The following is a 12,815-nucleotide window of genomic DNA, read 5'->3' as shown; positions in this document are numbered from 1 at the left end:
CCCGTACCCGCCCGCCATCTTGGGACTGCGCATCAGATAGCCGAGGCCTCTGCGGGTCATGATCAGCTCAGGCTTGCTCGGATCGTCCTCCAGCTTCTCTCTGAGCCGCCGGATCGTCACGTCTACCGTCCGTACGTCGCCGAAGTATTCGAAGCCCCATACGGCCTGCAGCAGATGCTCGCGCGTCATGACCTTGCCGCTGTTGCGCGCCAGATAGTGCACGAGCTCGAATTCGCGATGCGTGAGGTCGAGCGGCTGGCCGTTCTTGTAGACGACGTACATATCCGTATCGATAAAAAGATTGAACAGCTTGAGTCCCTGCCGCTCCGGCTCCGCCTCTTGCTCCGCTCCCCCCGCGCGGCTCGTCCAGCTTGCGCTGGCGGCGCAGATGCGCCTTGACGCGCGCGAGCAGCTCCCGCGTGCCGAACGGCTTGGTCACGTAGTCGTCCGCGCCGAGTTCGAGACCGAGCACCTTGTCCAGCTCGGTATCCTTGGCCGTCAGCATGATGATCGGCGTCGACAGCCGGCTGCGCACCTCGCGGCAGACGTCCATGCCGTCCTTGACCGGCAGCATCAGGTCGAGGAGAATCAAGTCCGGGTCGTGCTCGAACGCGAGCTGCACGGCCTCTCCGCCGTCAAAGGCGCAGATGACCTCGTAGCCCTCTTTTTCCAGGTTGAACTTCAATATATCGGCGATCGGCCGCTCGTCGTCCACGACCAGAATTTTGCCCGGCATGCGCTGGCCTCCGTATCCCTGTCCCGCTTCCTCGGATCTCAATCGTCCGGCGGCTATGATTAGCCTTATTTTAACATACCCTCGGTTTCTGCCCAACAGCGAACGCCCTCCGAAACGTGCGTTTCGAAGGGCGTTTCTATGGGTAAATGTTTACAAATAATCCGCGGGGTTCTTCAGCTTGCCGTTCAAGTAGACTTCGAAGTGCAGATGCGTGCCGAAGGAATGGCCCGTATTGCCCATCACGCCGATGGCTTCGCCCTGCTCGACGACTTGACCGGCCTTGACGTTAATCTTGCTCAGATGACCGTACAGCGTCTTATAACCGTTGTTATGATTGATAATGATGGCATTGCCGTAGCCGCTCATGCTGTCGTCCGCGAGCTCGACGACGCCGTTATCGGCGGCCTTTACGCTGCTGGAGCCGACCATGTCGAAGCCCTTGTGCAGCCTTCCCCATCGTTTGCCGTAGTAGCTCGTGATTTTGTGGCCCGCTACCGGCCAGATGAACTTGCCGGAGCCTTCGCTCGGCGTCACCTTCGTGCCCTTCAGCATGACGGTGGAGAGGGCGGGCGTCACCACCTTGGTCGATACCTGCTCTTCTTCGACGACGAGCCCGTTGCGCCGAAGCAGCTTGTAGGTGACGATCCGCTTGCCGTCGGACCCGGGTCTGACGATCTTCGATATGCCCGCTTTGAGCTCGTCCGTCTTGCGAATCTCGAGCGGCGCGTCGATCGTCTCCGTCTGCGTCACGGTCTCTTCCGAGCGGACGTTCAAGAGCGGCTCCTGGACGGTCAGGTTCAGTTGGTCGCCGATCTTGATCTTGTCGTTCTCGATCCAAGGATTGTTCTGGTAAATCACATCCTCGGATACCTGCTGCTCGTCCGCGATGCAGCCGATGCAATCGCCGGCCTTCACCGTGTAGACGCGCTGCACGGTATGTCCCGCGATCAGCCGTTTGACGAGCGCTTCGTCGTCTTCGACCTGGCCGGCGTCGATCTCGGCCGGCTCTCCGATGGCGACCGTCTCCTCGAAGGTCGCGCTGGCATCGGCCGCTGGCGCCGCGTCCTCGCCAGGCGCCGTCGCTTGTCCGCCGCTCGCAGCGGAAAGCTCGTCGCCGGTCGCCGAAGATCGGGCGCCGAAGGACAGCGACTGGACTTCCTTGGGAGCCGCCTTCTTCGCGTTTTTCGCGGCTTGCCGCTGCCGGAGGGGCCGGCGCATAGTGCGCCTTGATCCGCTCCAGGACGCGCGCGGCCGTCGCTTGATCCCGAACGACCGCGATCGCCTTGCCGTCGACCACCAGCTTGACGCCGGTCGGATGCGTCTTCAGCTTGGCGCCTACCTCGGCGGCGACTGCCGCGTCGTCGAGCTCTTTGCCGTAGGCTTCGGCATCCTTGTACGTGATTTGCCCGTCATCAATTTCGTACAAAATATCGCCGCCAGCTTGCGCCAGTTCGGCCGCCTTCGCGGCGACGCTGCGTTCGATGACATTGCGGTCGCCGACGTCCCCGATGTGCTCGCCGCCGATCCATACTTCCGAATATGACAACGTGTGGGCCTCGATATGCTGCTTGACGAGCACCGTGCCTCCGCCTGCCGCGACGACCGCCGCGCATAAGGCGATCGCGGTCTTGCGTCCCGCCCGGCGCTTGATCCAGACGGCCGCTCCCTTGACGGCTCCCGCAATCCGCTTGCTTCTGCTGCCGTTAATCATAGATAACTCCTTGATCGCTATGTAAGATGGATGGCCGCTTTACAAAAAGCGACATCTTCAACACTGTAGCATAGCGTCTAGCGGGCTATCAATGAAACGGCGCTTAGAATTCTCTCATCTGAAAAACTATTGCGCCTGCGGCGCCTTCAGCGCCTCCATCATCGTGGCGTATTCTTCGTCGCTCAATATGGGCTTAAACAGCGCTTCCAGTTGGGGCACTTCCTCGGCGGTCAGGCCGTTGCGAATCAACCCCGTGAGCTGGGCCAGTTGATCGCTGGTCAGCTTGCTGACGACGACAGAGTAAATCTGCTGCTTCTCCTCGTCCGACAGTCCGGAGACGGCCGAGGCGCCGTCGTCTCCATTCCACACAGGCATCGCCCCGTCGCCTTGCAGTTCGCCTTCGTTCGTTCCGTCCGGCGAGGCCCCCGCTTGCCCATTCGCTTGTCCGTTCGTCACCGAACCGCTGGGCTCCGGTCCCGGCTCCGGCGAAGGCACGCTCTCCGACTGGTCGCCTGGCGTTGGCGTCGCCGCGTCGATCCCTGCAGCCGTTCCCGTATCGGTTGAGGCTGTCGCTCCCTCGTCGCTCGGCGTTGTTCCCGCAGCTGCTTCGGGCGTCTCCGTCGGTGCCGGCGACGTGCCGGACGCCTGCGCGTCGGCGTCTCCGCCGGCTTGCGTCCCCGTTTCCTCCTGCGCCGCGTTCTTCTCGCCGTCCGCCCCCCACAGCTTGCCCCATACGCCGCTCATCGCGAACGGTTGCTCGTCAAGCGTAACGCCGTAATCCTTTAACGCCGTTTGCACGTAGCTCGTCACGATATAGCCCGTCGTCCAGATGCTCAAGAAGCTGACGAGCAGCGCCGCTCCGATCAATTGTCCCGCCCAACCGACCCACTTCCACATGATGCGCCCTCCTACTCTATGAAGATTCATAGCATCAGTATGGGCAACCCGCGGGATCGGCATTCCGCCCGGGACAAATAATAGCGCCGCAATGCGTTTGAACGGTATCCCCTTCGGTCAGGAACAGTCCCTTTGCAGCGTTTGAACGGTATCCCCTTCGGTCAGGAACATGGCCTTTTCGCACCTTTTAACGGTATCCCCTTCCGTCAGGGGTTCGGCGATTAACGGACTCTGACGTAAATACCCGGCATTTTATATTCGCGCGTGGGAGGCGGACCGAGGAGCCTTTATTCTTGTTTAAATCGCCATTCGCCCCATGCTTGCGGACTCAGCGGACGCTATTGCAGGGTTTCCAATGTTTTTAGACTTGATCCCGGTTTTTAAGGTCCCTCCAGTCCGAACCGACCGCAATAGAAACCTGTTTTTACGAAATAGCGCCCCCTGGGTCCGGTTCCCCAGTCTAACTTGCTTTCAACGGCTACTGTCAGTTGTAATTTGCACCAACCTACTAATCTTCCCTCCTACCGTCCCCGTAAGATTAATGCAGCCTGTAATTTGTGATGTTTATACTATACATTCATCTTAATCAAAAAAATCCCCTTCACCAGCCGCGGAAACCCGTGTCCTGACCGAAGGGGATATCGTTTAAAAGGCGTAAACCGGCTAATCTTCCCGCGTGCGCGAGGCACGTTTAGTACTTGAAACGTAAGCGCAGCAGCTTGCGCATGATCCATACGCTCAGCACGCAGCCCAGCACAAACCCGATGTCGTAGCCGATCCGTTCGCCCGCGCTTAGACCGAACCATTGCATGCCGAGCGTGCCCGTCAACATTGAAGCGCAGAGGATGAAGCCCCACCGCAATACCGACTCGCCGCTTTTAAATAACATCAGCTTGCCGTTGTTCTCCGTCGGATTGCGCTTGTACGCGAAGAGGCCCCCCGGCAAAGCTCGCGATGGTGATAACCAGCAACGACAGTGCTTGTGACCACGTGATCGCCTCGTATTGCACTGACGTATAACTAAAGAAGTTAAACCATACTCGCAGAAAATCTCCCCACATGAGCGGCGAATAGGATTCGGACCCGCCTTGTCGAGACATATAAATCCCATGCGCCTGCAACGAAAAATCGAGCAGTTCGATGAATAAGATCGGAAACGCGACCAATGCCCAGGTCAGAATCGTCTGGGAGGCGACACTTCCCGTAAACGCTCCGATGAGCAGCGCAAAGGAGTAGCCGGCCAACACGACAAGCAACGAATAGCTGAACTGAATGGCGAAGTAGTCGAGACGCCAGTAGTGCGAAGCGGGCGAGGCAGCCACGACGACGGCGTCAATCAGCGTATTCGCCAGAAGCGAGCCTCCGAACAACGCAGCGCCGAAGAGCCACTTGGCTAAAAAAGATGCGGCCGCGCGCGTACGGGAGGGAGAATAGCAGCTCCTGCGATCCGTTGCGCCGCTCCACGCCGAGCTGTACGAGCGCGAGCACGAAGGCGGCCAGCAACAGCCAGAATCGTCCCGCCACTTCGTGAATGCCATAGTTATAAATATAGCTATATACACTGTGACCATTGTGTACCGAGACCTTCACCATTCGGGGCGTATCCGCGCTCCATGACCAGCGGTTCATACGCTGCAATCCCAGCGTCAGAAAGTGTACGATCGGCACTGCAAAGATAAATAGCCGCGCCTGCGCATATTCTCTGCCGAGGAGCGGCCGCATGCTATGAAGCCAGGCATTCGCTTTAATCCACATTCGGTTCGCCTCCAAGCTTCCACACGTACAAATCTTCGAGCCGTACGGCCAGCGGCTCGATCAGCAGCGGATTCATCGCCTCCAGCTCGGCGACGGCGACACTGCCGGAAGCGCCGTTCAACAGCAGCGTATAGACGCGTCCGATATGGTCGAGCACCCGCACGTCTGGCGATCGCAGCCACGCTTCGGGCGCCTCGCCCTGAAAGACAACCTGCAGCTTCGTCACGATACCTTCGGCGACGCTTTCCGAGGCATGCGTCTCTACGCTGCCCGATCTCATAAGCAAAATCGTATCGGTCATCCGCTCCAACTCCTCAAGCAGATGCGACGAGACGATGAGCGACATACCGTCCGCCGCCGCCTCCATGAGCAGGGTGAGTACCTGCTTTTTGGCAATCGGATCAATGCCGTTGGTCGGCTCGTCCAGCAGTACGAGCTTCGCGCGCGTAGACAAGCCCAGCGCGGTGCTGAACATCATCCGCATGCCTTTGGAGAAATGGCGAATGTTGCGTTCGAGCGGCAGGCCGAACCGGATCATCGTCTCTTTGAAGTACAAGGGATCGAAGCGGGGATAAATCTGGCCGAACATATAAGCGGCTCCCCAACCCGTATAGCCGTACCATGCCTCAGGCGTGTCCGGAATGAAAACCAGCTCGCGCTTGACTTCCGGCTCCCGGTGGACGGACCTGCCTTCGAATATCACCTCTCCGCCGTCGGGGTCGAGGATGCCGGACAGCACCTTGAGAAGCGTCGTTTTGCCAGCGCCGTTGCGCCCGATCAAACCGGCTACCCGGCCCTCTCCGAGCTCGAAGCTAACGTTTGTCAGCACCGGTTTACCGTCAATCCTCTTGCGTAGATGGCTCGCCTCGAGCATCTCGATCCCTCCCGTATTGTTGCATTTCTTCCGTCAGCCATGCCAGCAGACGATCGCTTCCGACACCCAGATGATGGGCCTCGACCGCGATGCGTCGTAGTTCGTCCCTTAACCGCAGCAAGCGCTCCCGCTCCATGCCGGGCTCCTCCGCGGCCTTCGCCACGAACGCGCCTTTGCCCCGCAGCGACACGATGACGCCCTGGCGTTCGAGCTCCTGGTACGACTTGGCCACCGTGTTGTGATTGACGAGCAGCGTCGCCGACAGCTCCCGTACGGAAGGGATGCGATCGCCTTCCGCCAGCGCGCCCTTGGCGATCAGCGCTTTGAAGCTCTGCACGATCTGCTCGTAGATCGGCGTCGGACTTCTCTCATCGATGCGTATCATAGGCCAAGCGGGTCAGCTCCTTCATGTATGCCATTTCATCGTGTACCACTTTAACTAGTACACATTATACAATTATAAAAAATGGCATGCAAACCTCTTCCGGGAAATCAAAAAGCTCTCTCGCCCATCCGCGAGGGAGGGCAAGAGAGCTTTAATATCGCCAGGGGTTATGGCAGCTTGGCGCTTGCGATTATACGTAAATCTCCGCGACCTGGTTCGTCTGCTCGCGGTTGCGCCCGACGGAGAAGATCGCGATCGGGATGCCGGTCAGCTCGGAGACGCGCTGCACGTAGCGGCGGGTATTCTCCGGCAGATCCTCGAGCGTCTTGGCGCCCGTGATGTCTTCGCTCCAGCCCGGGAGCTCCTCGTAGACCGCTTCGCACTCGGCGAGCATCTTGAGGTTGGCCGGATAGTGCTCGATGATCTGGCCGCGGTAGTTGTAGGCGGTGCAAATCTTCACCGTCTCGAGGCCGCTCAGCACGTCGAGCGAGTTCAGCGACAGGCCGGTGATGCCGCTCACGCGGCGGGCGTGTCGGACGACGACGCTGTCGAACCAGCCGACGCGGCGCGGACGACCGGTGACGGTGCCGTACTCGTGGCCCTTGTCGCGGATCCACTGGCCAAGATCGTCATGCAGCTCGGTCGGGAACGGACCGTCGCCGACGCGGGTCGTGTACGCCTTGGCGACGCCGATGACCTGCTGAATCTTCGACGGGCCGACGCCCGACCCGATGCATACGCCGCCCGCGGACGGGTTGGAGCTCGTCACGAACGGATACGTGCCTTGGTCGATGTCGAGCATGACGCCTTGGGCGCCTTCGAAAAGCACCTTCTGACCGGCGTCGATCGCGTCGTTCAAGACGACGGAAGTGTCGGTCACGAGCGGGCGAAGCTCTTCGGCGAGCTTGAGGTACTCGGCGATGATCTGCTCGGCGTCCAGCTTGTCGCCGCCGTACATTTGCTCGATCACCTGGTTCTTCTCCTCGACGAGACGGCGCGTCTTGAGCGTGAACTCCTCGGCATCCATCAGGTCGGCGATGCGAATGCCGTTGCGGGCGGCCTTGTCCATGTAGCACGGTCCGATGCCCTTGCGCGTCGTGCCGATCTTGTTGTCGGCCTTGCGGTCCTCTTCGAGTGCGTCGAGGACGAGATGGTACGGCATAATGACGTGCGCGCGGTCGCTGATGCGCAGGTTTTCCGTGCTGAAGCCGTTGTCGCGGATATATTGGAGCTCCTCCACCAGCGCGGCCGGGTTGATGACCATGCCGTTGCCGATGACGCACACCTTATTTTCGTTAAAAATGCCCGAAGGAATCATGGTCAGCTTATACTTTTTGTTCTGAATGAGGATCGTATGTCCGGCATTGTTGCCCCCCTGGTAGCGGGCGACGACGTCTGCCTTTTCCGCCAGGAAGTCCGTGATCTTGCCTTTGCCTTCGTCTCCCCCACTGCGTTCCTACAACGACTACTGTAGACAATGCAATCCCTCCATCCGGCGTATCGGCGCTTGGCCAGCCGGCATGATAAATGCCGCCCGCACGGATGCGAGGATGCCGGGGGCGCTTCGTTCGAGCGCACGCGACAACGCACCGGAAGGAGTCATCTCCCCCCGATGGACGGCAAATGGCCGCTATCGCGGCATTGTCTAGTTTAGCAAGCTAAAGCGTTCAAGTCAAATAAAAAAAACCGAACGATCAGGAAAGACGATTCATGATCGTTCGGAAATGTTCGGTTTTTGGTCATCAGGAAGCGCTGCCGACCATCGCTTCCCCGTGCGCCCGGTCCAGACTGACGAACTTGTTGAAGTTTTTCAGGAAGACGAGCTCTACGGTGCCGACGGGTCCGTTACGCTGCTTGGCGATGATAATCTCGATGATGTTCTTTTTCTCCGTATCGTGGTTGTAGTAATCGTCCCGGTACAGGAACGCGACGATGTCGGCGTCCTGCTCGATCGAGCCGGATTCCCGAAGGTCGGACATCATCGGCCGCTTGTCCTGCCGCTGCTCGACGCCCCGCGACAGCTGCGACAGCGCGATGACCGGCACCTCGAGCTCCCGCGCGATCTGCTTGAGCGTACGCGAGATCTCGGAGACCTCCTGCTGCCGGTTCTCCCCGGCCTTGCCGCGGCCCTGGATCAACTGCAGGTAGTCGATCAGGATCATGCCGAGCCCCTTCTCCTTCTTGAGACGGCGGCACTTCGCGCGGAGCTCCGCTACGGTAATGCCCGGCGTATCGTCGATATACACTTGCGCCTCGGACAGCGAGCCGATCGCCATCGAGAGCTTTTCCCAGTCGTCGCCTTCAAGGAAGCCGGTCCGCATGCGGCCGGCGTCCACGTTGGACTCCGCGCAGATCATCCGCTGGACGAGCTGCGCGGCCGACATCTCGAGACTGAAGATCGCGACCGTCTCCTGCGCGCGAACCGCCACGTTCTGGGCGATATTGAGCGCGAAGGCGGTCTTGCCGACCGAAGGGCGGGCGGCCACGATGATCAGATCGTTGCGCTGGAAGCCCGACGTCATCTTGTCCAGGTCGATGAATCCGCTCGGGATGCCCGTGGTGCCGCCCTTGTGGTTGAACAGAAACTCGACCCGCTCGAACACGTCCATGAGCACGTCGCGGATGCTGATGAAGCCGTGCGCGGCGCGGCGGTTGGACAGCTCCATGATACGCGCCTCGGCGTCGTTCAGCAGCGCGCCGACGTCGTCCTCGGAGGCATAGCCGCTGGATACGATCTGCGTCGCCGTGCGGATGAGCCGGCGCAGCATCGCCTTTTCCTCGACGATCTGCGCATAGTAGTCGACGTTCGCGGCCGTCGGCACCGCGCTCGCCAGCTTGGCGAGATACGAGACGCTGCCGACTTCCTCCAACTGACCGCGATCGCGCAGCGTCGCCGTGATCGTGATGAGGTCCATCGGCTGATTGTCCTCGTTCAGATCGACCATCGCCTCGAAGATCCGCTGGTGGGCGACGCTGTAGAAGTCCTCCGTGTTCAGCCGCTCCATCGCCGTGATGAGCGCTTCGGATTCGAGCAGGATCGCGCCGAGTACCGCCTGCTCCGCTTCGAGGTTCTGAGGCGGTACGCGATCGAACGTCAGTTGATCGCCGCGTTCGCTCATGCCGTCATTCCTCCGTGACCTGCACGTTCAGCGTACCCTTGACGTCCGGATACAGCTTGAGCGGCACCTGGGTGACGCCGAGCGTGCGGATCGGTTCGTCGAGCTCGATCTTGCGCTTGTCGACCGTGATCTTCTGCTTCTCGAGCGCTTCGGCGATCTGCTTGCTCGTGATGGCGCCGAACAGGCGGCCGCCTTCGCCGGCCTTCGCCTTGATGACGACGGTCATCTCGCCGAGCTTGGCCGCGAGCGCCTTGGCGTCTTCTTTCTCCTGCGCCTTTTTCTTGTCGACGGAAGCCTGAATCTGGTCGAGCGTCTTCTTGGCGCCGTCGGTCGCGATCTGTACGTAGCCCTTCGGTAGCAGGAAATTGCGCGCGTAGCCTTCCGACACTTCCTTGACCTGGCCCTTCTTGCCTTGACCCTTGACGTCCTGCAGGAAAATTACTTTCATTCGAAAAGACCCTCTTCCCCGTTAATATCGTTCAGCACTTTCTTAAGCTTCGCCGCGACCTCCTGAACGGTACCCTGCGCCTGGCAAGCCGCGTTCGTCAGGTGGCCGCCGCCGCCGAGACGCTCCATGACGACCTGCACGTTCATCTGGCCGAGCGACCGCGCGCTGACGCCGACCGTGCCGTCCGGACGCTGGGCGATGACGAACGACGCCTTGATGCCCGTCATATTGAGCAGCGTATCCGCCGACTGCGCGATCAGCAGCTGCGGCACGGGCTTCGCCGGGTCTGCGACCGCGATCGCGATATAGTCGTAGTACGTCTCCGCGTTGCGGATGATCTCCGCTTTCTTGATATACTCTTCCAAGTCTTCCTTTAGCATCTTCTGTATAAGTGCCGGGTCGGCGCCGTTGCGCCGGAGGAACGAAGCCGCCTCGAACGTCCGCGAGCCGGTGCGCATCGCGAAGCTCTTCGTATCGACCGTGATGCCGGCGAGCAGCGCCGTCGCTTCGCGCACGTCGAGCACGACCCGCTCGTGAATGTACTGCAGCAGCTCGGTCACCAGCTCGCACGTCGAGGAGGCGTACGGCTCCATGTATACGAGCACCGCGTCCTCGATGAACTCCTCGCTGCGCCTGTGATGGTCGACGATGACGATCCGGTCCGTCTGCTGGAGCAGCTTGGGCTCGGCGACCATCGACGCCCGGTGGGTGTCGACGACGACCGCCAGCGAGCGCTTGCCTGTGAGCTGCGACGCCTGCTCGGGCGTGATGAAGCGGCGGATCAGCTTCTCGTCTTCCTTGAGCATGTGCATCATCCGCTGAATCGCGGGATTCACGCCTTCGAGCACGATGAAAGCTTCCTTGCCGACGTGCTGCGCCGCCTTGAGCACCCCGATCGCCGCGCCGATGGAGTCCATATCGGGCATCCGGTGGCCCATGATGATGATATGGTCGCTCTCCTTCATCAGGTCGCGCAGCGCGTGCGAGATGACGCGCGCGCGCACGCGGGTGCGCTTCTCCACGGCGTTGCTCTTGCCGCCGTAGAAGCTCTGCCGCTGGCCGAACTTGACCACCGCCTGGTCGCCGCCGCGGCCGAGCGCGATATCGAGGCTGCCCTGCGCCAGCTGGCCGAGCTCCGCGATGTTATCCGCGCCCGAAGCGAAGCCGATCGACAGCGTCATCGGCAGCTTCAGGTTCATCGTGATCTCGCGCACCTCGTCGAGAAGCTCGAACCTCGACTGCTCCAGCTGCTTGAGCGCCGCCTGGTTCGCGATGACCATATACTTGTCGGACGACAGCCGGCGCAGGAACAAGCCGTACTTCTGCGCCCACTCGTTGATCTCGCCCGTCACCTTGGACAGCATGAGCGCCCTTTGCTGTTCGTCCATGCCCTGCGCGACTTCTTCGAGATTGTCCATCATCACGATGCCGATGGCGAGCTTCTCGTCCTCGTAGCGCTTCGACAGCGTCCAATGCTCGGTCACGTCCGTGACGAACAGCATGCGCTCCGTCGGGCGGAACAGCAGCTCATACACGCGGCCGTTCAGCGTCGTCTCCCACCGGCCCAGCGTCTTATCCTTTTCCTTCGCCTGCTGAATGCCGGGGAACAGCTCCGACAGCGGCGCGCCGACGGCGGACGTCCGCTCCACGATGCCGGATATAAAGCCGTTGTGCCATTCGACCTCGCGGTCTTCGTTATAAAGAATGATGCCGAAGGGCAACCCGCCGACGACTTCCGTGCCGACGCCCCGGATGCGGGAGGAAAGCGTCAGCACGTAGTCGTTCCATTCCTTGCGAAAGGCCCGCTCCGCAACCAGCGAGAAGACGCCGACGGCGCCTCCAGCCGCCAGCGCGACGATCCCGAGCGGCCAGTAGAACCAGGTCAGCGCGGCCGTTAGCAAGAAGATGAGAGCGAGCGCCCAGACATTGTGCATGCCGTGCCACCGCTGAACGAGAAATTTGGGCATTGTCGCTTCGCTCCCCTACTTCTTGTCGAAATACCGGCGCAGCGGAAACGCCGTATCCAGCAGACCGATCAAATACAACGGTTGAATGAGAAACAACGGGATCGCGATCAGAACGGGCACGACGTTCGACCACTTCTTCTGATGCGCCAGGTAAAAGAAGAACGCGAGCGCCTGAATGCGGAACAGGAAGTCCAGCACGGGCACCGCATTGTCCGATGCCACCGCCCAGAAGTTGGAGCTGCCGGCGGGCATGGAAAACTGAATGATCCAGACGATCACGTACAGCAGCACCGTGCTCTTGGGCAGCATCCAGCTGCGCATCGGCGTCAGTCCGGACACGACGATGCCGGACCAGGCGAGCACCTTGCGGGAGATGCCGTGCGTGACGATCGCCAGCAAAAACGAGCAGAGCATGAGCAGCATCGGCAGCAGGCGCACCACGGCCTCGCCGAATGCCTGCGCGGTGCCCGTCCAGTCCCCCGTCAGCATGTCGCTGGCCTGAAGCTGCTGGATGCGCTCGTCCAGGAAGGATGCGAGCTGCGCGGTGAAGTCGATGTCGTACTGGATCGAGAACAGCGTCAGCTCCGTCACCAGCTGCGCGAGCAGGATGATGAAGCCTACGGTGACGACGGTCTTGGCGGCCACCCGCTTTTTGTATAAATGCCCCATGACGATCGAAGGCACGAGAAAGAAAAATCCGAACGTAAGCGCCAGCGCCCCGGAGCTGCCGAGGATGAGAAAAGCCAGCACGGCAATGCAAGCGATATGGACGGCAAACGAAACGGGCCGCAGCATCGTATAGAGCACGACCATCGGCGTCATCAACAGAAATATCGTAATACCGCTCAACGGGGTAGCGACGCTGAGCAGCATCAGCAGCGCCACGGCACTCCAGGCCAGCGACTTCAAGGCCGAGTTCAACG

At 60.6% G+C, this 12,815-nt stretch carries 12 protein-coding genes and 2 pseudogenes; 1 reads left to right on the top strand and 13 read right to left on the bottom strand.

Going from position 1 to position 12,815, the window contains the following annotated elements; translation table 11 throughout:
• Positions 1–6: 6 nt before the first annotated feature.
• Both yycF and OMP40_RS18040 read right to left on the bottom strand, forming a co-directional pair.
• Positions 7–736: pseudogene (yycF, locus tag OMP40_RS18045) on the bottom strand (response regulator YycF); the annotation flags it as partial.
• A gap of 150 nt (positions 737–886) precedes the next feature.
• Positions 887–1,954 (bottom strand): LysM peptidoglycan-binding domain-containing M23 family metallopeptidase, encoded by a 1,068-nt coding sequence (locus tag OMP40_RS18040; protein ID WP_277533499.1) that lies wholly within the window; start codon positions 1,952–1,954, stop codon positions 887–889.
• 1 nt (position 1,955) lies between these two features.
• Here OMP40_RS18040 and OMP40_RS18035 point away from each other — a divergent pair, with 1 nt between their 5' ends.
• Positions 1,956–2,279: a hypothetical protein gene (locus OMP40_RS18035; RefSeq protein ID WP_277533497.1), complete on the top strand. Its 324-nt coding sequence runs from the start codon at positions 1,956–1,958 to the stop codon at positions 2,277–2,279.
• Positions 2,280–2,573: 294 nt separating this feature from the next.
• On the opposite strand, the gene OMP40_RS18030 is transcribed toward OMP40_RS18035, so the two are convergent.
• The 11 genes and pseudogenes from OMP40_RS18030 to OMP40_RS17980 form a co-directional block, all read right to left on the bottom strand.
• Positions 2,574–3,344 (bottom strand): hypothetical protein, encoded by a 771-nt coding sequence (locus OMP40_RS18030; protein ID WP_277533496.1) that lies wholly within the window; start codon positions 3,342–3,344, stop codon positions 2,574–2,576.
• Between the two features lie 691 nt (positions 3,345–4,035).
• Positions 4,036–4,233, bottom strand: a complete 198-nt coding sequence (locus OMP40_RS18025; RefSeq protein ID WP_277533494.1) for a hypothetical protein — start codon at positions 4,231–4,233, stop codon at positions 4,036–4,038.
• Positions 4,223–4,714 carry a hypothetical protein gene (locus OMP40_RS18020; protein ID WP_277533492.1) on the bottom strand — a complete coding sequence of 164 codons (492 nt, stop codon included), beginning with the start codon at positions 4,712–4,714 and terminating at the stop codon, positions 4,223–4,225. The genes OMP40_RS18025 and OMP40_RS18020 overlap by 11 nt, the downstream gene beginning before the upstream one ends.
• Positions 4,677–5,099, bottom strand: coding sequence for a hypothetical protein (locus OMP40_RS18015; RefSeq protein WP_277533489.1), 423 nt, complete (start codon positions 5,097–5,099; stop codon positions 4,677–4,679). The genes OMP40_RS18020 and OMP40_RS18015 overlap by 38 nt, the downstream gene beginning before the upstream one ends.
• On the bottom strand, positions 5,089–5,928 hold the full coding sequence (locus OMP40_RS18010) for an ABC transporter ATP-binding protein (protein WP_277533487.1): 840 nt from the start codon (positions 5,926–5,928) through the stop codon (positions 5,089–5,091). The genes OMP40_RS18015 and OMP40_RS18010 overlap by 11 nt, the downstream gene beginning before the upstream one ends.
• Positions 5,929–5,938: 10 nt before the next feature.
• Complete coding sequence (locus OMP40_RS18005) at positions 5,939–6,358, bottom strand: GntR family transcriptional regulator (RefSeq protein WP_277533485.1); 420 nt, start codon at positions 6,356–6,358, stop codon at positions 5,939–5,941.
• A 190-nt stretch (positions 6,359–6,548) separates the two neighbouring features.
• Positions 6,549–7,836: pseudogene (locus OMP40_RS18000) on the bottom strand (adenylosuccinate synthase).
• Between the two features lie 264 nt (positions 7,837–8,100).
• The gene (gene dnaB / locus OMP40_RS17995; protein ID WP_090116839.1) at positions 8,101–9,477 is read right to left on the bottom strand and encodes a replicative DNA helicase; all 1,377 of its coding nucleotides are present in this window, start codon (positions 9,475–9,477) and stop codon (positions 8,101–8,103) included.
• Between the two features lie 4 nt (positions 9,478–9,481).
• The gene (rplI, locus tag OMP40_RS17990; protein WP_217596516.1) at positions 9,482–9,925 is read right to left on the bottom strand and encodes a 50S ribosomal protein L9; all 444 of its coding nucleotides are present in this window, start codon (positions 9,923–9,925) and stop codon (positions 9,482–9,484) included.
• Positions 9,922–11,892: a DHH family phosphoesterase gene (locus tag OMP40_RS17985; protein WP_277533479.1), complete on the bottom strand. Its 1,971-nt coding sequence runs from the start codon at positions 11,890–11,892 to the stop codon at positions 9,922–9,924. Before OMP40_RS17985 ends, rplI begins: the two co-directional genes overlap by 4 nt.
• 15 nt (positions 11,893–11,907) lie before the next feature.
• A complete protein-coding gene (locus OMP40_RS17980; RefSeq protein WP_277533478.1) occupies positions 11,908–12,813 on the bottom strand; it encodes a DUF2232 domain-containing protein in 906 nt (301 codons plus the stop codon).
• Positions 12,814–12,815 lie beyond the last annotated feature (2 nt).

This window comes from Cohnella rhizosphaerae (assembly GCF_029525575.1).
In the GTDB taxonomy this organism is placed as follows: domain Bacteria; phylum Bacillota; class Bacilli; order Paenibacillales; family Paenibacillaceae; genus Cohnella; species Cohnella rhizosphaerae.
Note: the sequence above shows the minus strand (reverse complement) of the source record. Positions and strands in the feature narration are given on the sequence as shown.

What these genes read in the sequence shown, in the direction of transcription:
- OMP40_RS18005 (WP_277533485.1), bottom strand. Translation starts at nt 6,358, where the DNA reads ATGATACGCATCGATGAGAGAAGTCCGACGCCGATCTACGAGCAGATC.
- rplI (WP_217596516.1), bottom strand. Translation starts at nt 9,925, where the DNA reads ATGAAAGTAATTTTCCTGCAGGACGTCAAGGGTCAAGGCAAGAAGGGC.
- OMP40_RS18030 (WP_277533496.1), bottom strand. Translation starts at nt 3,344, where the DNA reads ATGTGGAAGTGGGTCGGTTGGGCGGGACAATTGATCGGAGCGGCGCTG.
- OMP40_RS18040 (WP_277533499.1), bottom strand. Translation starts at nt 1,954, where the DNA reads ATGCGCCGGCCCCTCCGGCAGCGGCAAGCCGCGAAAAACGCGAAGAAG.
- OMP40_RS18025 (WP_277533494.1), bottom strand. Translation starts at nt 4,233, where the DNA reads ATGTTATTTAAAAGCGGCGAGTCGGTATTGCGGTGGGGCTTCATCCTC.
- dnaB (WP_090116839.1), bottom strand. Translation starts at nt 9,477, where the DNA reads ATGAGCGAACGCGGCGATCAACTGACGTTCGATCGCGTACCGCCTCAG.
- OMP40_RS18015 (WP_277533489.1), bottom strand. Translation starts at nt 5,099, where the DNA reads ATGTGGATTAAAGCGAATGCCTGGCTTCATAGCATGCGGCCGCTCCTC.
- OMP40_RS17985 (WP_277533479.1), bottom strand. Translation starts at nt 11,892, where the DNA reads ATGCCCAAATTTCTCGTTCAGCGGTGGCACGGCATGCACAATGTCTGG.